Source organism: Kushneria marisflavi (assembly GCF_002157205.1).
GTDB lineage: Bacteria > Pseudomonadota > Gammaproteobacteria > Pseudomonadales > Halomonadaceae > Kushneria > Kushneria marisflavi.
Map to the genome: position 1 here is coordinate 1528138 of NZ_CP021358.1, position 21050 is coordinate 1549187.

19 protein-coding genes are annotated in these 21050 nt (G+C 62.0%); 9 read left to right on the top strand and 10 right to left on the bottom strand.

Translation table 11 applies throughout. The features are described from left to right. Positions 1-37: 37 nt before the first annotated feature. Positions 38-1216: a fumarylacetoacetate hydrolase family protein gene (locus B9H00_RS07035; RefSeq protein ID WP_086900053.1), complete on the bottom strand. Its 1179-nt coding sequence runs from the start codon at positions 1214-1216 to the stop codon at positions 38-40. Positions 1217-1477: 261 nt separating this feature from the next. Here B9H00_RS07035 and B9H00_RS07040 point away from each other — a divergent pair, with 261 nt between their 5' ends. Beyond that, positions 1478-2353: a transporter substrate-binding domain-containing protein gene (locus B9H00_RS07040; RefSeq protein ID WP_086901750.1), complete on the top strand. Its 876-nt coding sequence runs from the start codon at positions 1478-1480 to the stop codon at positions 2351-2353. A gap of 33 nt (positions 2354-2386) precedes the next feature. On the opposite strand, the gene B9H00_RS07045 is transcribed toward B9H00_RS07040, so the two are convergent. The 8 genes from B9H00_RS07045 to B9H00_RS07080 all read right to left on the bottom strand — a co-directional run bounded on the left by B9H00_RS07045 (position 2387) and on the right by B9H00_RS07080 (position 11115). Then, the gene (locus tag B9H00_RS07045) at positions 2387-3670 is read right to left on the bottom strand and encodes a TRAP transporter large permease (protein ID WP_086900054.1); all 1284 of its coding nucleotides are present in this window, start codon (positions 3668-3670) and stop codon (positions 2387-2389) included. 13 nt (positions 3671-3683) lie between these two features. Then, entirely contained in the window at positions 3684-4148 is a 465-nt protein-coding gene (locus B9H00_RS07050; protein ID WP_086901751.1) for a TRAP transporter small permease, read from the bottom strand. Positions 4149-4289: 141 nt separating this feature from the next. Beyond that, the gene (locus tag B9H00_RS07055; RefSeq protein WP_086900055.1) at positions 4290-5273 is read right to left on the bottom strand and encodes a C4-dicarboxylate TRAP transporter substrate-binding protein; all 984 of its coding nucleotides are present in this window, start codon (positions 5271-5273) and stop codon (positions 4290-4292) included. A gap of 34 nt (positions 5274-5307) precedes the next feature. Next, a complete protein-coding gene (locus B9H00_RS07060; protein ID WP_236944380.1) occupies positions 5308-6453 on the bottom strand; it encodes a mannitol dehydrogenase family protein in 1146 nt (381 codons plus the stop codon). A 29-nt stretch (positions 6454-6482) separates the two neighbouring features. Next, positions 6483-8147 carry a UxaA family hydrolase gene (locus tag B9H00_RS07065; RefSeq protein ID WP_086900056.1) on the bottom strand — a complete coding sequence of 555 codons (1665 nt, stop codon included), beginning with the start codon at positions 8145-8147 and terminating at the stop codon, positions 6483-6485. Next, positions 8140-9201, bottom strand: coding sequence for a zinc-binding alcohol dehydrogenase family protein (locus tag B9H00_RS07070; protein ID WP_086900057.1), 1062 nt, complete (start codon positions 9199-9201; stop codon positions 8140-8142). The genes B9H00_RS07065 and B9H00_RS07070 overlap by 8 nt, the downstream gene beginning before the upstream one ends. A gap of 259 nt (positions 9202-9460) precedes the next feature. After that, a complete protein-coding gene (locus B9H00_RS07075) occupies positions 9461-10303 on the bottom strand; it encodes a fumarylacetoacetate hydrolase family protein (protein WP_086900058.1) in 843 nt (280 codons plus the stop codon). Between the two features lie 44 nt (positions 10304-10347). Further along, positions 10348-11115, bottom strand: coding sequence for an SDR family oxidoreductase (locus tag B9H00_RS07080; protein ID WP_086900059.1), 768 nt, complete (start codon positions 11113-11115; stop codon positions 10348-10350). A 159-nt stretch (positions 11116-11274) separates the two neighbouring features. On the opposite strand from B9H00_RS07080, the gene B9H00_RS07085 reads away from it, so the two are divergent. The 5 genes from B9H00_RS07085 to B9H00_RS07105 all read left to right on the top strand — a co-directional run bounded on the left by B9H00_RS07085 (position 11275) and on the right by B9H00_RS07105 (position 15535). Further along, positions 11275-12060 (top strand): FadR/GntR family transcriptional regulator, encoded by a 786-nt coding sequence (locus B9H00_RS07085; protein WP_086900060.1) that lies wholly within the window; start codon positions 11275-11277, stop codon positions 12058-12060. A 344-nt stretch (positions 12061-12404) separates the two neighbouring features. After that, on the top strand, positions 12405-12929 hold the full coding sequence (locus B9H00_RS07090) for a hypothetical protein (RefSeq protein ID WP_086900061.1): 525 nt from the start codon (positions 12405-12407) through the stop codon (positions 12927-12929). A gap of 255 nt (positions 12930-13184) precedes the next feature. Further along, positions 13185-13997, top strand: a complete 813-nt coding sequence (locus tag B9H00_RS07095; RefSeq protein ID WP_086900062.1) for an amino acid ABC transporter substrate-binding protein — start codon at positions 13185-13187, stop codon at positions 13995-13997. 111 nt (positions 13998-14108) lie between these two features. Continuing rightward, positions 14109-14783 (top strand): amino acid ABC transporter permease, encoded by a 675-nt coding sequence (locus tag B9H00_RS07100; protein WP_086900063.1) that lies wholly within the window; start codon positions 14109-14111, stop codon positions 14781-14783. Next, a complete protein-coding gene (locus B9H00_RS07105; protein WP_086900064.1) occupies positions 14780-15535 on the top strand; it encodes an amino acid ABC transporter ATP-binding protein in 756 nt (251 codons plus the stop codon). The genes B9H00_RS07100 and B9H00_RS07105 overlap by 4 nt, the downstream gene beginning before the upstream one ends. A 13-nt stretch (positions 15536-15548) precedes the next feature. Here the strand turns inward: B9H00_RS07105 and B9H00_RS07110 are convergent, their stop codons facing one another. Next, a complete protein-coding gene (locus tag B9H00_RS07110; protein ID WP_211329605.1) occupies positions 15549-17165 on the bottom strand; it encodes an FGGY-family carbohydrate kinase in 1617 nt (538 codons plus the stop codon). 240 nt (positions 17166-17405) lie between these two features. Between B9H00_RS07110 and B9H00_RS07115 the strand changes: the two genes are divergently transcribed. From B9H00_RS07115 to B9H00_RS07125, 3 genes are all read left to right on the top strand, one after another. Beyond that, positions 17406-18365, top strand: a complete 960-nt coding sequence (locus tag B9H00_RS07115; RefSeq protein ID WP_086900066.1) for an ABC transporter substrate-binding protein — start codon at positions 17406-17408, stop codon at positions 18363-18365. A 131-nt stretch (positions 18366-18496) separates the two neighbouring features. Then, positions 18497-20047: a sugar ABC transporter ATP-binding protein gene (locus B9H00_RS07120; RefSeq protein ID WP_236944381.1), complete on the top strand. Its 1551-nt coding sequence runs from the start codon at positions 18497-18499 to the stop codon at positions 20045-20047. Beyond that, the gene (locus tag B9H00_RS07125; protein WP_086900068.1) at positions 20044-21033 is read left to right on the top strand and encodes an ABC transporter permease; all 990 of its coding nucleotides are present in this window, start codon (positions 20044-20046) and stop codon (positions 21031-21033) included. The genes B9H00_RS07120 and B9H00_RS07125 overlap by 4 nt, the downstream gene beginning before the upstream one ends. The last annotated feature ends 17 nt before the right edge of the window (positions 21034-21050 follow it).

A 21050-nucleotide genomic window follows, 5' to 3' on the forward strand; every position in this document is an offset into this window, starting at 1 on the left:
CGGTGCCATGGGGCGCCGAAAGCCCTGTCATACGGCGCTATTGTGACGGCTGCCCGGCCAGATAGCGCATCAGGGCGCCGATGCCGAACTGCCAGGGGGCGATGGCGTCACTGCGATCGACCCGGTTGATCAGCGTACCCAGCGCCGGGGTGTGGATGCTGACCCGATCTCCTACATGATGGGTAAAGCCCTGCCCGGGAATATCGCGATCCTTGCCCGGTGAGAACATCGTGCCCAGAAACAGCATGAAGCCATCCGGGTACTGGTGGTGGCTACCGCAGGTCTGGCGAACCAGGTCCAGCGGGTCACGGCTGATCTCGCGCATGTCGCTGCGCCCTTCCAGCATGAAGCCGTCATCGCTGCCCTCGATGCGCATCGTGACCTGCGCCTGACGAATCGTGTCCAGGGTGAAGTGCTCATCAAAGAGGCGAATGAACGGCCCGATGGCACAGGCACCGTTGTTGTCCTTGGCCTTGCCGAGCAGCAGTGCGCTGCGCCCTTCGACATCACGCAGGTTGACGTCGTTGCCCAGTGTCGCGCCGCGGGGCTCGCCCCGGCCATCCATCGCCAGCACCACTTCAGGCTCCGGGTTGTTCCAGTTCGAGGCAGCGTGAAGGCCCACGTTGGCACCAAACCCGACCGATGACATGGGCGCCGCCTTGCTGAACACCTCGGCATCCACACCGATCCCCACTTCCAGATAGGGCGACCACTGCCCGCGTGACATGAGCGCTTCGCGCAGGGTCATGGCGGCTTCGGAGCCGGGCACGATGTTTGACAGATCCTGACCGATCAGCTCACGCAGCCGGGCACGAATGTCGCCGGCCTTCGTGGCATCCCCGGCCGCCTGCTCCTCGATCACCCGCTCCAGCAGGCTGACGGCAAAGGTCACGCCACAGGCCTTCACTACCTGAAGATCGCAAGGGGCCAGCAGTCGATCACTGCGCTCATCGGGCGTCGCGGCACTGTCGGCCAGCGACTGCGATAGCCAGGACGTCACGTCTCCCAGCGACGGCCCATCAGCTTGCCGCGCCAGCGACAGTCGATCCTCGTGATCCAGCAGGGCGCTCATGGTGCCCACGTGCGCGGTGATATCGATAAGCTCGCCGTCGCGCAAGGCCACGATTCGAGGGCCATCGCCATGCCAGACCCGCCCGACCAGCGCAGCGGCGCTGTGGTCCTCGGGCAGACAGCGTGAGAAGTCAATCTCCTGCATGGGGCACATCTCCTGTTGTCGATTTGTCACCGTGAATACATCGGCCAGTGGCACTTGAGGGACAGCATCATGAAAAGAGGCATGCCCCCTCTCTCACGATTTTTGAACACCGCCATGACCGGTGTATTCGCCATTGGCCCAGGCAGGGTCGCCATCGGCGCGCAATCAGCGTACCCTCCCGCGTCGATACACGTTCTGGTGTCTGATAACACACTGCCCATCCGGTATCTGTGACCGGATTCATCTGCGATGGAACATCTCATGGTTCGACTGCTGCGCGCACATGCCCGCACCCTGCCGGCGCGTCGTCTTTCTTCTGCACTGCTCGCGGCCATCCTCTGGATTGCGGCACTGACGTTGATGCTGGGCGTCTGCCTTGCCCCGCATGCCGAGGCGGCTGACAGCACCGAGCCCTCCGCGCTGGATCAGATCATCGAGCGCGGCACGCTCAGGGTCGGCACCACCGGCGACTACAAGCCCTTCAGCTATCGCACGGGTGACCACCGCTTTATCGGTCTTGATCCGGACATGGCGGCCAACCTGGCCCAGACTCTGGGCGTAAAGCTTGAGCTGGTGCCCACCAGCTGGCCCACCCTGATGCAGGACTATCAAAACCATCGCTTTGATATCGCCATGAGCGGTATTTCGGTCAATCTGGACCGCCAGAAAAAAGCCTGGTTCTCCGCGCCCTATCAGCGTGATGGCAAAACGCCCATCGCCCGCTGCGATGATCAGGCGAACTATCAAACGCTTGAGCAGATCGATCAGCCCGGCGTTCGCGTGATCGTCAATCCGGGTGGCACCAACGAGCGCTTTGCCCGCGAGCATCTGCACAAGGGCACGATTGTTGACTACGAGGACAACGTCACCATTTTCGACCAGATCGCGCAGGGCAAGGCCGATCTGATGATGACCGACGCCATCGAGACGCGCCTGCAGGCCAATCTTCATCCCGAGCTGTGTGCCATCCACCCCGACCAGCCGTTCAACTTCTCCGAAAAGGCGGTCCTGCTGCCAAAGGACATGGACCTCAAACTCTTTGTTGATCAGTGGCTGCGCCAGCTCAAGGAAAGCGGCACCTTTGATCAGCAGCTCAAGCACTGGCTCGACTACGACTGGCCGCAAAAGGCGGGCTGATCTCCCGCGCATGACCGGCCCGGGCATCGTCTGTCAGAACACCAGGGCCGGCAGCGTCAGTGACAGCGCCGGAATAAACGTCACCAGCAGCAGCATCGCAATCAGCAACAGCCAGAAGGGCACCACCGCTCGGATGAAGTCGGGCAGTTTCACGCCCGTGATACTGCAGGTGGTGAACATGACGGTGCCCAGTGGGGGCGTAATGGTCCCGATGGCGGCATTGAAGATGAAAATGATGCCAAAGTGCACCGGATCGATACCGAACTGTGCCGCCACCGGCGCCAGCAGCGGTGACAGCACGATCAGGATGGCATTGCCCTCCAGAAACATGCCCAGCACCAGCAAAATGGCATTCGCCAGTAAAAGAAACGCCACCGCACTGCTCACCTCCGCCGACAGGAAGGTAGTGATGGTCTGCGGTACCTGTTCCCAGGTCAGAAAGCGCGCAAAGCCGGACGCCACGCAGATGATGAACAGCACGTTCACCGCGGACAGCAGCGACTCACGCGTGGCCAGCGCAATCGTTGCCGGGCGCAGCTCGCGATAGACAAACACCCCCACGATCAGCGCATAGGCCACCGCCATGGCTCCGGCCTCGGTCGGCGTAAAGACGCCGATGCGAATGCCGCCGATGACCAGCACCGGCAGGGCCAGCGCAATCAATCCGGCCCGGGTCACGCTGATCCATTCATGACGAGAGACCCGTTCGCGGCGCGGCGGCTGATAGCCGTGACGCCGACACATGATCGACACCATCACCATCATGACCAGCGCCATCCCGATACCAGGCACCACACCGGCCATGAACAGCCGCCCGATCGAGACGTTATTGACGTAGCCATAGATGATCAGCGCGATGCCGGGCGGAATGGTTGAGGTAATCAGCGACGAGGCGGCAGTAATCGCCGCGGAAAAGGGCGTGGGGTAGCCGCGCGCATCCATCTGCGGCACCAGCAGCTTGGCGTTCATGGCGGCATCGGCAATGTTGGAGCCGGACAGTCCGCCCATGAAGGTGCTCAGCAGCACATTGGACTGGGCCAGCCCGCCATGAAAGCGACGGGTACAAAGCTCGGCCAGATTCAAAAGTCGGGTGGTGATGCCGGAGTAGTTCATGAACACGCCGGCCATGATGAAAAAGGGAATGGCCAGCAGCGACACGGACTCCAGACCGCCGGCCAGACGCTGGATCAGCAGCACCAATGGCTGATCGGCACCGACCAGAAAATATAGAAACGTCGAGAGAAACAGGGCAAAGGCGACCGGAGTGCCCATGAAAAACAGCACCATCAGGGCGCCAAGTGCAGCAAGGACTGCCATAAGCGTCTCTCTCCTATCGCGTGAACAGCCGACGTGCACCGTGATAGAGCATCATGGCGGCACTGAGTGGAATAACGAGATATACCCAGAAATAGGGAATCTGGAGCATCGGGGTGCTGCGAAAGGCGGCAAAGGGCAAAAGCTTGAGCCCCCAGTAGAGCATTGCGCCGGCGGCAATCATGACCATGACGACGTTGAAGATCCGCTCACGCCAGCGCTCGAGCCGCGCGGGCAGTCGCTCCCCGAACAGGTCGATCAATACGTGCTCGTTACGGCGCACCAGCGCACTGGCGCCCATGAAGGTGGCCCAGACCAGCAGCAGCTGAAGCACCTCCTCGGCCCAGGCCAGCGGCGTGTTGAGGAAGTAGCGCATCAGCGCATTGGCCAGTGCAATCACGAAAAGGGCAAAGAGGGCGAGACTGCCCACCACCTCGTCCAGATGCATCAGACGATCCAGCCCGCCCAACAGGGTCTTCATCATCGCTCTCCCGGTCGGGGGCATCGCGCCCCCGCTCCTTGTGCCGTTCAACAGGCGCTGCCATCAATGGGGGCATAACGTCCTGCACCCGCTTCAGCCCCAGCCCCAGCCTCAGCCTCAGCCTCAGCCTCAGCCTCAGCCTCAGCCATTGATGATCTCGCTGATCTGCTCATAGAGTCCCGGCGACCACTGCGGGAAATCCTTCGGAATTTCCTGGCGAGCGCGCGCCTGGAAAGGTGCGATATCGACCTCGTTGACCTGAACGCCGGCCTCTTTCAGCCGCTCGATGTCCTTGTCGTTCTGCGCCATTACCAGCTCACTGGCGTAGTCGGCAAAGCGCTTGCCGGTCTCATCGAGAATGCGTCGCTGATCATCATCGAGCTTCTGCCAGAAGGCCTCACCGGTCACAAACGGTGTCACGGTTTGCATATGACGCGTCAGATTGAGCTGTTTGACGACTTCATAAAACTTGCCACCAAAGAGTACCGACGGAGGATTCTCGACCCCGGAGACCATGCCCTGCGCCAGCGCCGGATAGACATCGCCCAGTGACATCGGGGTCGGGATCGCGCCCATGGCACGAATGGCGGCCACATACATGGGCGAGTTCTGCACCCGCACCTTCACGCCCTTCAGGTCTTCCGGGGTTTTGACGGCGTTTTTCGACAGCAGCTGTCGCTCGCCGTAGATCACGTTGGGCACCACGATGTGATAGCCCTGAGCGTTGAGCTTTTTGTTCTGCTCGGCAAACCATGGCGAATCAAACACCTTGAGCTTGTCGTCGAAGGTCTTTGAGAGATACGGCGCATCCAGCACGCTCAAGTCCGGCACCGAATCCATGAAGTTGCTGTAGGCGTTGATCCCGATCAGCGCCGAACCAAAGCGCGCCTGCTCCATGACCTCGGTTTCAGAGCCGAGCTGACTGGCCGGGAACGGCTGCAATATCAGGTCACCGTTGCTCTCTTGCTTGACCCACTCGGCCCATTTTTTCACGGCGACATCGATTGGCTCGCCCGGTTGATTGCCGTAGGCCACCTTGATTTCCGTAGCCGCCATGGCCGAGGCGCTCAGGCCCAGCGATGCCACGCCAAGCGTTGCGATACAGCCCAGAATGAAATGACGCATGATGCTGACTCCTTGTCGGTGAAGGCGCAGGCGTTTACCGGCGACCATCGATTTCCGCCGCAAAGGCGCGCAGAAGGGGAAGGTTCATGTCGTGCTGCTCAGCCAGCGCCAGAAGCGGCATGACGCGGCGCTGGCATTTGGCGTCGTGGTTGTCGGCGATATCCGCCAGCCGGTGGTCCAGAAAGGGATTTTCAAAGCGCTCGAGCGTGGTGGCGCGATAGGCCGCCGGGTCCAGCATCGGGAAGGCGCGTGCCAGCAGGGCGACGACCTCATCCAGCAGCGCCTCAAGCGGGGCGCGCAGGCGCGGGTCTGCCACGGCTTCTCGCACGAAGGTGATCTCATCTGTCAGTGACTGCGACTGCCACTGGTGCACCAGAAAGGTATGGGAGAGATTGAGAATGTGGAGCTTTTGTTTTTCGAACGGCTCAACCTCATCGACCAGGTGCACATCGGGATGACAGCAGGGCATCTCCAGCCCCGGTACGCGTCGCACCGCCCACAGCGCGTAGGGTTCGGCCACGGCGCCCACCGGCTCGAGGGCCTCGGAGACAATGCGGTCCACCAGGGTATCTACCCACAGGCATTGAATCTTGAGCCAGTCGCGGAAGGCGTCATCGGCGTAGTGCTCACCGGCCAGATCCAGCATCAGCCGGCGCAGCACCTGGCCGTTGTCACTGAGCAACTCACACGGCATCAGCGTGACGCCTTCTCGCCCGGCCTCAAAACGTGCCCGTAAAAGCTTCAAAAGCCGACAGGGGAAACTGCGCGGCAGTGCCGCACACGGGCTGTCACCCTCGGCCACCTCATAGCCGCGATCAGCGGTGTTGGAGACCACATGCGTGATGTGCTCGACAAAAAGCGCCTCAAGGGTTGCCCATTGCTCGTCGGCAATCAGACAGCCGGCCAGCGCATCGATCTGATGGGTCTCATCAATATCCTGACCATCACGCCGGCCGCGAATCCGCAGCGGATAGCGGCGCAGGCGCATCAGGGCATGGGCCTTGTCGCGCCCGGTCGGACGCGGCGAGGACTGCACCACGACCACTCGCTTTTGGGTGTGGCCAGCCGCCAGCGAGGCGCTGACGAAGGCATCCACATGGGCCAGCAGAAACCGGCTTGTGCCGAACTGCAATATCCCGGCACTGGGCACATCGACACCGTTCATGTCGACACCGTTCATGTCGACACCGTTCATGTCGGAGGCTGAGATCACAGGGAGACACCCCGCTTCCAGGGAATGAAGTCCTGCTGATCCAGCCGCGAGGCGCAGCTTTGATAGCGACCTGACGCCGTCTCGATGCAGCGCTCCAGCAGGGCATTGGCCAGTGCATCAATGGAAGAGCTGCCTTCCACGATCGGGCCGGCATCGAAATCGATGGCATCGAACATGCGCCGGGCCAGTTCGCTGTTACTGGCAATCTTGAGGACCGGGGTGACCGGATTGCCGGTGGGCGTGCCAAGGCCGGTGGTAAACAGCATCAGGTTGGCGCCGGAGCCGGCCATCGCCGTGGTGGATTCGACGTCGTTGCCCGGCGTACACAAAAGGCTCAGCCCCTGACGGGTGACGGGCTCGGTATAGTCGAGCACATCCACGATCGGACTATCACCGCCCTTGCGCGCGGCACCAGCCGATTTCATGGCATCGGTGATCAGGCCATCGCGGATGTTGCCCGGTGACGGGTTCATGGAAAAATCAGCGCCGACCGCGCCGGCATGACGCTGATAGGCACCCATCAGATCGCGAAACCGCGTGGCGAGCGCGTCACTGGTGCAGCGCGCCGCCAGTTCGTGCTCCACGCCACAGAGTTCGGGAAATTCACTAAGAATGCCTGACCCGCCCAGCGCCACCAGCCGGTCCACCACGCCCCCCACCAGCGGATTGGCCGAGATGCCCGAAAAGCCATCCGAGCCACCACACTCCACGCCCAGTACCAGTTTTGAGAGCGGCGCCGGCTGGCGGGTGAGTTCGTTGGCCTGTCTCAGGCCGTTAAAGATGGCACTGAGTGCCTCGCGCATCAGGGTCTCTTCATCGCCCAGCGCCTGCTGCTCGAAGAAATGGACCGGGCGGGTGCCCTCAGGGTCGCGCGTTGCAATCGCCTCCTCCAGCAATGAGGCCTGAGCGTTCTGACAGCCCAGACTTAACACCGTGGCGCCGGCCACATTGGGGTGACAGATATAGCCCGCCAGCAGCTGACACAGCGCGCGGGCATCTTCACGCGTGCCGCCACAGCCCAGCGAATGGGTCAGAAAACGCACCCCATCGACATTGGGGAAAGGCGTCTCCATGACGTCTTCGCTGACGCTCTCCTCGCCGATGCCCAGCCCAGCCATGGGCTCGCCGTTCAACAGCGCCCGCGCCATACGCTTGTAATGGCGGTGCGGGTCGTTGCCCAGCGCTTCGTTGATACAGGTGCGCAGCACCTCGATGTTGCGGTTTTCACAAAAGACCAGCGGCACCACCAGCCAGTAGTTGGCCGTACCCACGCTGCCATCGCCGCGGTGAAATCCCTCAAAGGTACGCCCTTCAAAGGCAGAGACATCCGGCGCCCGCCAGTCGGTGCGACGCGCCTCGGTCTGCGCGCTGTCGGTCACATGCTCCACGTTGTCGGTCGTCAACCTGCCGCCGGTGGCAATGGCCCGGGTGGCGCGTCCAACCGTGACGCCATACATGGTGACGCGCTCACCAACCGCCAGTGCCCCGTGGGTGAACTTGTGCTTGCGCGGGATGGGCTCGGCCAGCGTGATGATCGCGCCGCCCTCCTCAATGGGCACCTCGGCCCCGGCCGGCAGATCCACCAGCGCCACGCTGACGTTATCCAGACGGTGAATTCTGAGCGTGCGTCGCAGGTTCTGGGTAGCAATGACCTCACTCATGGGCGGCCTCCGGCATCGTTTGGTGATCCGACGCTGCACGATCAAGATGCACCATGCCCTTGATCACGCCGGTGGCCGGATCACACCACTGCGCCATGATGTCCGGCATATCAATCAGCGGCGCCCGGTGGGTAATCATGGCGCGCTCAAAGAGCTTTCCGGCCTCCATGAGCCGGGTCACCCTGTCGAAATCTTCACGCGTGGCATTGCGGCTGCCCAGCAGGGTCAGCTCGCGCTTGTGGAAGTCAGGGTCGTTGAAGGTGATGTCGGCGCGCACCACGCTGACCAGCACGTAGCGCCCGCCGTGGCCAGCAAAATCGAAACCTCGGTTCATGGCCTGCGGATTGCCGGTGGCATCGAACACCACATCCGCCATGGCCCCATCGGAGAGCGCCGCAATGGCATCGCGACTATCGCCTTCGGTGATATTGAAGGTCTCCACGCCCAGGGTGTCGCGGCAAAACGCCAGCCGGCCTTTGTGGTTATCCAGCACCATCACTCTCGCCCCCTGTGCCCGGGCCAGCTGTGCCACGCCCATGCCGATCGGGCCGGCGCCGGCCACCACGACGCACTCCCCCTCCTCCAGCTGGCTGCGCCGCACGGCGTGAGCGCCGATGGCCAGACACTCGACCAGTGCGAGCTGCTCAAGAGAGAGCGTTTGGGAGGTCACCAGATGGCTGACCGGCACCACAAGATATTCCGCCATGCCGCCGTCACGGTGCACGCCAATGACTTCAAGATTCTGGCAGCAGTTGGTGCGCCCGCGCAGGCATGCGTTGCACTGACCGCAGTGCAGGTAGGGAATGACATAGGCCCGCTGACCCACCAGCGATTGATCCACGTCGTCACCGGTCGCCACGACCTCGCCGGAAAGCTCATGTCCCAGCACGCGCGGGTAGCTGAAGTAGGGCTGCCGGCCACCATAGGCATGAATGTCGGTGCCGCAGATGCCGACGCAGCAAATACGCAGCAGCGCCTGGCCCGGCCCGCACTGCGGCGTATCGGTTTCCTCGAGCGTCATCTCTCCTGGTGCGGCACAGACCAGTACTTGCATGTCCTTCTCCCGTAGTTCCAGACGTTGTCAGCCATCACATGGCCAATGGCCTGACCTTTAAACCGATCATAAACCGGCAGGGTCGGAACTCAATTGATCGATAGGCTATGAGACGAAGGCCTGATGACAGCCGCCGAGCGCTTCGAAAAGGACAAAGAAGGAAGCTCTGGCAACACCTTCGGCGCATGAAAAAGGCGCTCCCGGAAAGGAAGCGCCACCCTGGAAGCGTCTTTGTGTCCTGCCTCCTTTAAGCTCTGGTTCAGGCCTGAACGGTGTGCTGGAACTGCTCCCCGAGCCCGTCGATGCCCAATCGCATGGTCTGACCGGGACGCAGATAGACTTTCGGATTCTGCCCCATGCCCACCCCCGGCGGCGTACCGGTCGAGATCACATCACCGGTCTGCAGGCTCATGAAGCGGCTGAGATAGGCCACCAGATGCGCCACGCCAAAGACCATGGTGCGGGTCGACCCGTTCTGATAGCGGTGGCCGTCCACCTCGAGCCACATGTCGAGATTACCCGGATCGCTGATCTCATCAGCGGTCACCAGCCAGGGACCGAGCGGCCCGAAGGTATCGCAGCCCTTGCCCTTGTCCCACGTGCCGCTGCGCTCGAGCTGAAACTCCCGCTCGGAGACGTCGTTGATGACGCAGTAGCCGGCCACATGATTCATGGCATCGGCTTCATCGATATAGCGCCCGGGAGTGCCGATCACCACGCCCAGCTCGACCTCCCAGTCGGTGCTGCGGGAATCACGGGGGATCTCGATGTCATCGTTGGGCCCGCAGATCGCACTGGTCCATTTGTTGAAGACCACTGGCTCGGCCGGCAGTTCGGCGCCGGTTTCGGCAGCATGATCGGCGTAATTCAGCCCGATACAGATGAACTTGCCGACCCGGCCAACGCAGGGGCCGATTCGAGCGCCACTGTCTATTGTGGGCAGGCTCTCCAGATCGAGCCCGGCCAGTGCCTCAAGCTGCGCCGGCAAAAGCGTCTTGCCGGCAATATCCTCCACATGACCGGACAGGTCCCGCAGGCTGCCGTCAGGGGCCACGATGCCCGGTTTTTCAAAGCCCTTCGGCCCGAAGCGCAACAGTTTCATGCCGTTCTCCATGAGGTAGTGATCAACCAGACAGACGGCGCGGATCAGTTGGACCAGCCGCCGTCGATCATCTGGGTCGTTCCGGTAATAAAGGCAGCCTCATCGCAGGCCAGCCAGGCCACCAGCGCCGCCACTTCCTCGACGCGCCCGAGCCGCCCCATGGGCTGGCGCGCCACGAACTCGGCCATGACCTCCGAGGCAGCAAGCCCTCGCACTGCGGCCTGCGTCTCGATGCGCTCGTGCAGGGAGGGAGAGTCCACCGTCCCCGGGCAGATGGCGTTACAGCGAATGCCCTGAGTCATGTAATCGGCCGCCACCGATTTGGTCAGTCCAATGACCGCCGCCTTGGTCGTGCCATAGGCGCATCGGCTGGCGACGCCCTTGATGCTGGAGGCCAGCGACGCCATGTTGATGATGCTGCCGCCGCCCTGGGCCAGCATGCCCGGCAAAAACGACTGAATGGTATGAAACATGGCCGTGACATTGAGTGCCATGGCAAGCTGCCAGGCGCTGTCGTCACACTCCAGCACGCTGCCGTGGTGCACGATGCCGGCGCAATTGAACAGGATATCGACCGGCCCCACCTCCGAGGCCAGTGCCTGGATGGCCTCACGGTCGAGGACATCCAGACCTCGCGGCGTCATGCCTTCAAGATCGATGAGATGCGATGGATCGAGATCGGTGGCGATGACATGAGCGCCTTCGAGGGACAGACGCTGCGCTGCGGCACGACCGATGCCCTGACCGGCCGCCGTGACCAGGGCCGTTTTACCCTGCAAACATTGTGGGGACGAGACCTTGCTGATGTTCATGGCACCTTATCCTTGAGCCATCTGTCGTCCACGGCGCGGATGACATGATCCGTCGATTAAAGCAAAATGCCCAATGGACTGACCTTTACACATTGGTCGCAGCGCCATGTACGATAATGATGTCCCCATGACCTTCAGCCGCTGGATGAACGTTTCTCGATGCCACTCAAGACCATTCGCAATGCGCGCCTTTACCGCCAGATTGCCGACCAGCTGCATGACCTGATCGAGGCTGGCGAGTTTCCGCCGGGCAGTCTGCTGCCGCCGGAACGTGAACTGGCCCAGACGCTGGGGGTCAGTCGTGCCTCGGTTCGTGAGGCCCTGATAGCCCTGGAGGTCATCGGACAGGTCGAAGTCAGGGTCGGCCATGGCGTGCTGGTGGGACCACTGGTGCCGCGCGGCGGACAATCCATTCTGCACACGGCAGCAAGGCAGCATCCCTGGTCACTGGACCCGGAGCTCGAGCAGGAGTTTGCCTCTCAGGGCGATGAGGAGATTCCTCCCTTTGCCCTGCTGGAAGCGCGGCGACTGGTCGAGCCCGAAGCAGCGGCGCTTGCGGCCGCCAACATGACCCCGGAGATGTTGTCAGGGATCGAGGAGGCCTACGAACGTCACGTGGCGGATAACGACGAGGAAGTGGACGAGCGCCATCAGGGCATTCCCTACACGGCCAATCACACCGGCGATCGCCTGTTTCATGTCCGCATCGCCCAGGCCAGCGGCAACCCGGCCTACGCCCTGCTCATTCGCCATATTCTCGGGCATCAATACGGCGTCATGTTTCGTCGTCTGCAGGACCTTTACCTCACGACCGACATGAAAAGGCGCTCCCGCGAGCAGCATCTTCGCATCCTCAATGCCCTGCGCCAGCAGGATGCAGAGCGTGCCCGACGCGCCATGGCCATGCATCTCGATGACGTCATCACCATCTTTTTCGATAGCTGAAACACAATGGTTGCCGCGTGCCTTTTCAGGACATCAAATCCCGCGTGCGGTGAACGCCGCAGGGATTGACCATGTCGCTGGTTTGCAACGCTTTGATGTTTCCAGAGATGGCACAGGTTGATAACCTGCGTTAAGGAATGCCGATCCTATAGAAGGTAGCCTCTCACTTCAAAGCGTGATATCAATGCCAGAACGTCTCCCTGTGCCATGGCCCTCTGCGCCATGAAAAGGGTTTCCAGCGCCCTTTCCATACGTCTTGAATCGTTGTACCCCGGCATCTCCCCCTCACTTCTTTACCCGACATTCGAACCGCTCGCGCGGCGCACTACTGAAGGCAGAGGAACATGAAAGACCTGAACCGTGTATTCAAACACTATCAGCAGCAGGTCGGCAGGAGCCCCCTGCGCCCTCACTCCGTCCAGGAACAGAGCGATGATGCCGACCCTGATGAGCCGGCAAGCTTTGACGAGATTGCCCAGCGCATTCTGATTCCTTCCATGGAGTGGGCGCGTGATATCGCGGCTGGTAATCACTATGCCAGCGAAATTCACGTGCACTGCGAAAATGAATCGAGCCACCGCGAGATCGAGGCCGTCGAGTTTCATCTGCTGCCGGTTCAGCACGTCACCATGAAACGGGGCTTTACCAACTTCAATCATCTGCGCATCAGCCATGATCCCGATCATGACGGCCTGCGCATTGATCGAAGCTTCATGAAGCACCACCGCCATGAGGAGCAGGGAGAATCCTGGATCTCGTGTGGCAACCTCACCCAGGATCGGGTGCAGGACATCATCGCGGATTTCATCGAGATGGTGCTGGCCAACCAGCTTGATAACGAGTCAGATCCAAGCCTGGCCTCCTTCTGATGCCTCGTCGCTGCCTTCCCTTTTACGGTTGATCAATTCCGGAATGTTGCCCATTGATGGGGCCATCCCGCGAACAAGCCTCATCCCGAACACATTTCGGCAAGCGCTGAATACGCTTCAGCCCTGTGCCGGAATGACGCTATAGTTAAAAACCTCTTCGCATATAAAAACTTTTTCTTATTCCTTTAAGGAAGGTTGCAGTACGCTAGATGCATTCGGCGCCCGCAGGCGCATTCCCCTTTAGAGGAGCATCACATGACCGCTTTCAGAACTCTGGCGCGCACGCTGGCCATCACATCACTGGGACTGGCCACATTCATGGGTACCGCCACGGCCGCTCAGGCCGAGACACTGCGGGTGGGCATGTCCGGCGGCTACTACCCCTTCACGTTTGTCGATCACGACAAGCTCCAGGGGTTTGAAGTCGACGTCATGAACGCCATCGGCAAGCAGACCGGCGATGACATCAAGTTCGTCACCGCCAGCTTCTCGGGCCTGGCCGGCATGCTGGACTCCGGTCGAATCGATACCATTGCCAACCAGATCACCATCACACCGGAGCGTCAGGCCAAGTACGCCTTCTCCGAGCCCTACGTCTATGACGGCGCCCAGGTCGTGGTCCGCAAGGGCAACGACAGTATCCACGGCGTGGAAGATCTCAAGGGCAAAACGGTCATCATGAACCTGGGCTCGAACTACGAGACCCTGCTCAAGGAGCTGCCCTACGCCGATGAGATCAATCTCAAGACCTATGAGTCCAACATCGAGCAGGATGTCGCCCTAGGCCGCGCCGATGCTTTCGTGATGGACCGCACCAGCGCTTCCCAGGTGATCAAGGACAAGCCCCTGCCGCTGCAGCTGGCCGGCCAGCCCTTCTCGAAGATCGAGAACGCCCTGCCGTTTCGTAACGATGACGCCGGCCGCGCCCAGCGTGACCGCGTGAACAAGGCACTCGATACCCTGCGCGACAACGGCGAGCTCAAGGCGATTTCCGAGAAGTGGTTTAATAGCGACATCACCGAAGCCCCGCAGTCCGAAGGCTCGGAAAAGACCGGCAGCGACAGCTGATCAGCGCTATGCTCTGCCCAATGGCCCCGGCATGTCCGGGGCGTTTTGTTGTTCACCCCCAGGCGACCCGCAAGCCCTTGATGCGGGCCGCTCGTTTTAAAGCGCATCGCCATGCAAGCACTCAACCTTGATTACATGGTCGGGCTGGTGCCCGTCCTGCTGGGCTATCTCCCGCTGACGCTGGGCATGGCCGCCGCGGGCATGGTCTGTGCCCTGATTCTGTCCTGTCTGCTCGCCGTCATTCGCGTCTCGCGCCTGCCAGGGCTCAATCAGGCCGCAAAACTGTTCATTTCGTTTTTTCGCGGTACCCCGCTGCTGGTACAGCTCTTTTTGTTCTATTACGGGCTGCCGCAGTTTCTCTCCTTTCTGGTCTCCATCAATGGCGTCACTGCCACCATCATGGGGCTGACACTGCACTTTTCGGCCTACATGGCAGAATCGATTCGTGCCGCCATCACCGGCATCGACCGCAGCCAGACCGAGGCGGCCCAGTCGATCGGCATGACCCAGTTCCAGACCATGCGCCGCATCATTCTGCCCCAGGCCACACGCGTGGCCACGCCGACGCTGATGAACTACTTCATCGACATGATCAAGTCGACATCGCTGGCGTTTACGCTGGGGGTCACGGAATTGATGGGCGCCACCCAGAAGGAAGCCGCCAGCAGCTTTCTCTACTTTGAAGCCTTTCTGGTCGTGGCGCTGATCTACTGGGTCATCGTCGAGGCGCTGTCCTGGTGTCAGAAGCGGCTGGAAAAACGTCTCAACCGGGCTTATCAGCGATGATTGCACTCAAGGACATCACCAAGCGCTTTGGCGAGCATACCGTGCTCGATGGGATCGATCTGTCACTCGAGCGCGGCGAGATCATCGTGGTCATCGGCCCGTCCGGCACCGGTAAATCCACGCTGTTGCGCTGTATCAACTTCCTTGAACGGCCCGACGCCGGCCGGCTCACGGTGGGGGATCTGAGCGTGGACGCCGCCCGCCCCAGCAAGGATGACATCCTGGGTCTGCGCCGGCGCACGGCGTTCGTGTTTCAAAACTATGCGCTGTTTGCCCACAAGACGGCGCTGGAGAACATTGCCGAGCGGATGATTGTGGTCGAGGGGCTATCAAAACATGAGGCCCACGCACGAGCGCGCGAGATTCTCGAGCGCATCGGCCTTGCCGACAAGGCGGATGCCTATCCGGCGGCGCTGTCCGGCGGGCAGCAGCAGCGCATCGGCATCGGTCGCGCCATGGCGGCTAAGGCCGAGGTCATCCTGTTTGACGAGCCAACCTCGGCGCTGGACCCGGAGTGGGTCGAGGAAGTCTTGGCTCTGATGAAACAGCTCGCCGCCGAGCAGCAGACCATGATCGTGGTCACCCACGAGATGCAGTTTGCCCGCGAAGTGGCCGATCAGGTGGTGTTCATGGAGGGCGGTCGCATCGTCGAACAGGCACCGCCGTCAGAGCTTTTCACCAACCCGAAGGATGAGCGCACCCGCAGCTTTCTGCGCAAGGTACTGGCCGGCAACGCGCCGGCCACCACCTGAAGCCCCTCCTGCTTCACGCGATCTTGGACTCCATGAGGTCACGATAGCGCAGCTGATCCTCGTGCATCTGACGATAGACCCGGTACTTGGCGTCGAAAAAGTCACGCCGGGTCACATCCGGGCGAATGGTACGGGCCGTGGCGCTCATGGCTGCCGCCGCCTCTCGAAGCGCCGAATGGTCACCGCAGGCGGTGGCCGCCAGCATGGCACTCCCCAGCAGCACCGTCTCGCGCTCCTCGGGCAGCTCGATCACAAGCCCGGTGGCATCGCTTAACTCCTTCAGCCAGCGCGCGTTCTTGAGCGCCCCGCCACACAGGCGCAGTCGCTTGATGTCATGGCCGTGGGCGTTGAGCGTCTCGACGATATGACGCGTACCCAGGCTGACCGCCTGCAGTGTGGCCAGATAGCGCAGCGCCAGACCGTCGAGGTCGCGCTCCAGTATCAGCCCGCTGACCATGCCGGTGAGCGATGCATCCGCCAGCGGCGAGCGATTGCCATGGTGATAGTCCAGCACGTGCAGATGCCGAGTCAGCTCGTCGCGACTTTCCTCTTCCAGCGCCTCCAGCCGCTGATTGAGCCATTCGAAATGGCTGATCTCGGCGCGCGCGGCCGCCGTCATTAGCGCCTCAACGACGCCGCTGTCGGCAATCACGTGGTCGATCAGCGCCCCGACCGCGCTCTGTCCGCCCTCGTTGATCCAGCCATCCGGCAGCACCGCGCCCCAGTACGGGCCCCAGACGCCGGGCACAAAGCAGGGGTCGTGAGAGAAGGCGATATGACAGGCTGATGTCCCGGCAATCACGGCCAGGCTGCCTTCCGGGTCGTCGCCGAGCATGCCCAGTGCGCCTGCATGGGCATCGATCAGGCCGGTGGCCACCACCGTCTGCTCCGTCAGCCCCATCGCCTCGGCGGTCTCCTTTGACAGCCGGCCGGCCCGGGTGCCGGGGGCGCGAATGTCACCCTGCATCGCCGGGCGCGACATCAGCTCATCGAGGCCGAGCCGTTCAAGCAGGTCCTCGGGCCAGCGGCCTTCATGGGCAAGATAGAGCCACTTGCACACCTGGGTACACACGCTGCGCTCAGGCTCATGCGTGCCGTCCAGATCACCGATGGCGCGAGCCACCATGAAATCGGCCAGATCGAGAAAGAGTGCGGCGCGCTCGAACTGATCGGGGCGCTGGCGCTTGAGCCATAAAAGCTTCGGTAGCTCCAGCTCCGGGCTGACCTGCCCGCCAATGTATTCCAGCGCCGGATGACCCGTGGCGGCAATCTCTTCGGCCTCTTCAATGGCGCGATGATCCATCCACATCACGATGTTATGGGCATCGACGTTGTCCGGTGACACCGAAACGGGGGCGCCCTGCCCGCCCAGCGCCACCAGCGAGCAGGTGGCATCGAAGCCGATCGCCCGGATCGAGGTACCGTCGACGCCGGCCTCACTCACGGCTTCACGCACCGCGGCCACACACTGCGACCAGATGTTGTCACTGGACTGCTCGACAAACCCCGGGCGCGGGCGGTACTGCGCAATCTCGCAGGCGGCCTGCGCCACACAACGTCCGCGTGCATCAAACACACCGGCCCTGACGCTTGCCGATCCCACATCGATTCCCAGGTAATAGGCGCTCATGACCGCTCCTGATAATGGCGTGGCGCTACCCTGCCACATTGCGACAGGCCATGACCTGCCGACCTTGGTCCAATCACCCAAAGGCGAATTGTCAGTGTGCGCAAAACGACGCTAAATACCAAATGACAACGTTAACATTGACGCGTCCGGCCGAGGATTCGGTGAGAAGAAGGGGCGCCATCCACGTTGTTGACCGCCCATGGCACGTGCCATGCCTTCACGATCAGCCGGTAAAATCACATGCCTATTACGATTTCAGCTGCAAAGGGCCTTCTGGGCGCCACCCTCGTCACAACCCTGCTGGCGGCCACCACAATTCCGCTGGCCAGTGCTGCCGACAAGCCCCATGACAAGCCGGACGACCAGCTCGTCATCGGCATGTCCTTTCAGGAGCTCAACAACGTCTATTTCGTGACCATGCAGCGCGCGCTGGAAGCAGCGGTCAATGACATGGGCGCGAAGCTCGTGTTTACCGATGCCCGTCACGACATCTCCAAGCAGATCAATGACGTGGAAGACATGCTCCAGCGCGGCGTCGATATCCTGCTGCTCAATCCGACCGACTCGGTCGGCATCCAGTCGGCGGTGCTCTCGGCCCATGACGCCGGCGTGCCGGTCGTGGCCGTCGATGCCCAGGCCGAAGGCCCGATCGATGGCTTCGTCGGCTCAAAGAACTTCGATGCCGGCTACAAGGCATGCCACTACATGGGCGAAAAGCTCGATGGCAAGGGCAAGGTCGCCATTCTTGACGGTATCCCGGTCGTACCGATTCTCCAGCGCGTCGAAGGGTGTGAAAAGGCCCTTGGCGAGTTTGACGGCATCGAGGTGGTCGACAAGCAAAACGGCCATCAGGAACGCTCCACCGCCATGAACGTCACCGAAAACATGCTGCAGGCCCATCCGGATCTGGCCGGCATTTTCAGCGTCAATGACGTGGGCTCGCTCGGCGCGCTGGTCGCCATTCAGTCCTCCGGCAACGACGTGAAGCTGGCAAGCGTTGACGGCAACCCGGAAGCGGTCAAGGCCATGCAACAGCCCAACTCGCCGCTGATCGCGATCGCCGCCCAGCATCCGGCCACCATGGTCACCCAGGCACTGGAACTGGCCGTGAAGAAGTACCGCGGTGAAGAATCCCCCAGCGAGGTGCCGATCGACGTCACCCTGGTGACCGCCGACAACGCTGCCGACTTCCATTGGTAATTCATCCGCCCTGGTAACTCATCAGCACTGGTCATTCGGCACGACTCAGCCGGTACTGCAGGCCCGAGCGCATCCGGAAAGGGATGCGCTCGGGCAGGGATGCCCTGAACGGACGTGCCCTGGAGATTGTTATGGCGCTACTGGCACTGGAAAGCGTGAGCAAGAGCTTCCCCGGCGTGCGCGCACTGCATGATGTCAGCCTCAAGGTCGAGGCCGGCGAGATCCACGCCCTGCTGGGGGAAAACGGCGCCGGCAAGTCGACGCTGATGAAGATCTTGTGTGGCATTCATCAGCCCGACAGCGGCGAGATCCTGATCGACGGCCACGCCCAGCATTTCTCGAGCTATCGACGCGCCTGCGCCGCCGGTGTGGGCATCGTCTTTCAGGAATTCAGCCTGATTCCCGGGCTCAGCGTGGTGGACAACATCTTTCTCGGGCGCGAGCCGCGTAACGCCCTGGGGCTGATTCGACACCGCGAGATGGTGGATCAGGCCCACGCCCTGTTCGAACGGCTGGGCATCGACATTGATCCGCTGATTCGCGTTCATCACCTGAGCGTGGCCGACCAGCAGTTCGTCGAGATCGCCAAGGCGCTATCCCTCAACGCCCGGGTACTGGTGCTCGATGAGCCCACTGCCCCGCTTACCCCCACCGAGGTCGAGCGGCTCTTTACCATCATGCGCCAGCTGCGTGAACAGGGCGTGGCGATGGTGTTCATCTCTCACCACATGGAAGAGATCTTCGATATCTGCGACCGGGTCACCGTGCTGCGCGACGGCGAGTACGTCACCACGCTCAATGTAACGGACACCGATGCCGGCGCGCTGGTCGAGCAGATGGTCGGCCGGCGGGTCGACAACATCTTTCCCGAGCGCCAGACACCGCCGCCTGCTGACGACATCGTGCTCGATGCCCGCATTCGCATGACAGGCCGCAAGCATACCGACCACATCCGACTGGCCCGCGGCGAGATCCTGGGGTTTGCCGGGCTGGTCGGCTCCGGTCGCAGCGAGATGGCACTCGCCATGATCGGCGCGCATCCGGTGGCCGAGCGTCACATGCGTCTGGAAGGAGATTCGGTCGCGCTCAAATCACCGGCCGACGCGCTTAAACGCGGTATCGGGCTGTTGCCGGAAAACCGCAAGCAGCAGGGGCTGATCCTGCCCTTCACCTGCGCTGACAACATCTCGATCAACCACCTAGAACGCTTTCAGTCGTCAGGCCCGTTTATCAGTCGGCGGCGTGAGCAGGCAGCGGTCGAGACGCTGATGGACTGCGTGCGGGTCAAGGCCCCGGGCAGTGACACCGTGGTCGGCACGCTCTCCGGCGGCAACCAGCAAAAGGTGGTCATTGCCCGCTGGCTGGAGCGCGGCTGCCGGGTGCTGATCTTTGACGAGCCGACCCGCGGCATTGATGTCGGCGCGAAATCCGAGATCTATGCGCTGATGAAAACGCTCACCGCCCAGGGCATCTCGATCATCATGATTTCCTCGGAGCTGCCCGAAATCACCGGCCTGTGCGACCGCGTGCTGGTCTTCAACCACGGCCATGTCGTGGCCGAACTGGCCGGTGACGAGATTGAGGCCAGCACCATCATGACCCACGCCACCCGCCAGATTTCCCTTGATTACCCCACGGGTGCCACCGACGACACGGCGGCCACCATGGAGCACGCCTCATGACCACCCCGACCTCTACCTCAGCGGCCAATCCCAAACCCCGGCGTCAGCGCCGTTCGCACTGGTCCCGGCTGGTGCATTCGCCGGTCTTTTTCCCGCTGCTCGGCTTTATCGCCGTGTTCATTGTCATGGCGCTGGTCAATGACAACTTCCTGCTGCCCAACAACCTCTCCAACGTTGCTCGTCAGGGCGCGATCATCGGCATCATTGCCGTGGGGATGAGCTTTGCGATCTTCACCGGCGGGATCGATCTATCGGTCGGGCCGGTGATGGCGCTGTCCGGCACCATCATGGCCGGACTGATGGCAGGGGGCTGGCCGCCCACCGTGGCGGTCATCGCCGGGCTATTGCTGGGCATGATGTTTGGCGCCTTCAACGGGGCCTGCGTGGCCTTTGCTCGCATGCCACCGATCATTGTGACGCTGGCCACCATGGGCATCGCCCGCGGGCTGGGTCTGATCTACACCGGCGGCTACCCGATCTCGGGCCTGCCGGCCGGCTTTGCCTTCTTCGGTCGCGGTGAGGTGCTGGGCATTCAGGCCCCCATCGTGATCATGCTGCTGGTCTATCTGGTGGCCTACGTGGTGCTGCACCACACCTCCTTTGGCCGCTACGTCTACGCCATCGGCGGCAACGAGGAAGCCACCCGCCTGACCGGCATTCGCGTGCCGCGCTTCAAGCTGATGGTCTACACCATCAGCGGCCTGACCGCCGCGATCGCGGGCCTGGTCATTACCTCTCGCCTGATGAGCGGCCAGCCCAACGCCGGCACCGGCTTTGAGCTCGATGCCATTGCCGCTGTGGTACTGGGTGGCGCGGCGATTGCCGGCGGTCGCGGGGCGATTCTCGGCACGCTGGTGGGCGCCATGCTGCTGGCGATCCTGAACAACGGCCTCAACCTGATGGGCGTATCGCCCTACCTCCAGGATGTGGTCAAGGGCGGCATCATCCTGCTGGCCATTTACATCGGGCGCGGCCGCAACGCCTGACCCTCACCCCTTTCACG

What these genes read in the sequence shown, in the direction of transcription:
- B9H00_RS07120 (WP_236944381.1), top strand. Translation starts at nt 18,497, where the DNA reads ATGGCGCTACTGGCACTGGAAAGCGTGAGCAAGAGCTTCCCCGGCGTG.
- B9H00_RS07115 (WP_086900066.1), top strand. Translation starts at nt 17,406, where the DNA reads ATGCCTATTACGATTTCAGCTGCAAAGGGCCTTCTGGGCGCCACCCTC.
- B9H00_RS07090 (WP_086900061.1), top strand. Translation starts at nt 12,405, where the DNA reads ATGAAAGACCTGAACCGTGTATTCAAACACTATCAGCAGCAGGTCGGC.
- B9H00_RS07105 (WP_086900064.1), top strand. Translation starts at nt 14,780, where the DNA reads ATGATTGCACTCAAGGACATCACCAAGCGCTTTGGCGAGCATACCGTG.
- B9H00_RS07065 (WP_086900056.1), bottom strand. Translation starts at nt 8,147, where the DNA reads ATGAGTGAGGTCATTGCTACCCAGAACCTGCGACGCACGCTCAGAATT.
- B9H00_RS07075 (WP_086900058.1), bottom strand. Translation starts at nt 10,303, where the DNA reads ATGAAACTGTTGCGCTTCGGGCCGAAGGGCTTTGAAAAACCGGGCATC.
- B9H00_RS07035 (WP_086900053.1), bottom strand. Translation starts at nt 1,216, where the DNA reads ATGCAGGAGATTGACTTCTCACGCTGTCTGCCCGAGGACCACAGCGCC.
- B9H00_RS07055 (WP_086900055.1), bottom strand. Translation starts at nt 5,273, where the DNA reads ATGCGTCATTTCATTCTGGGCTGTATCGCAACGCTTGGCGTGGCATCG.
- B9H00_RS07060 (WP_236944380.1), bottom strand. Translation starts at nt 6,453, where the DNA reads ATGAACGGTGTCGACATGAACGGTGTCGATGTGCCCAGTGCCGGGATA.
- B9H00_RS07050 (WP_086901751.1), bottom strand. Translation starts at nt 4,148, where the DNA reads ATGAAGACCCTGTTGGGCGGGCTGGATCGTCTGATGCATCTGGACGAG.
- B9H00_RS07125 (WP_086900068.1), top strand. Translation starts at nt 20,044, where the DNA reads ATGACCACCCCGACCTCTACCTCAGCGGCCAATCCCAAACCCCGGCGT.
- B9H00_RS07070 (WP_086900057.1), bottom strand. Translation starts at nt 9,201, where the DNA reads ATGCAAGTACTGGTCTGTGCCGCACCAGGAGAGATGACGCTCGAGGAA.
- B9H00_RS07100 (WP_086900063.1), top strand. Translation starts at nt 14,109, where the DNA reads ATGCAAGCACTCAACCTTGATTACATGGTCGGGCTGGTGCCCGTCCTG.
- B9H00_RS07095 (WP_086900062.1), top strand. Translation starts at nt 13,185, where the DNA reads ATGACCGCTTTCAGAACTCTGGCGCGCACGCTGGCCATCACATCACTG.
- B9H00_RS07080 (WP_086900059.1), bottom strand. Translation starts at nt 11,115, where the DNA reads ATGAACATCAGCAAGGTCTCGTCCCCACAATGTTTGCAGGGTAAAACG.
- B9H00_RS07040 (WP_086901750.1), top strand. Translation starts at nt 1,478, where the DNA reads ATGGTTCGACTGCTGCGCGCACATGCCCGCACCCTGCCGGCGCGTCGT.
- B9H00_RS07110 (WP_211329605.1), bottom strand. Translation starts at nt 17,165, where the DNA reads ATGAGCGCCTATTACCTGGGAATCGATGTGGGATCGGCAAGCGTCAGG.
- B9H00_RS07045 (WP_086900054.1), bottom strand. Translation starts at nt 3,670, where the DNA reads ATGGCAGTCCTTGCTGCACTTGGCGCCCTGATGGTGCTGTTTTTCATG.
- B9H00_RS07085 (WP_086900060.1), top strand. Translation starts at nt 11,275, where the DNA reads ATGCCACTCAAGACCATTCGCAATGCGCGCCTTTACCGCCAGATTGCC.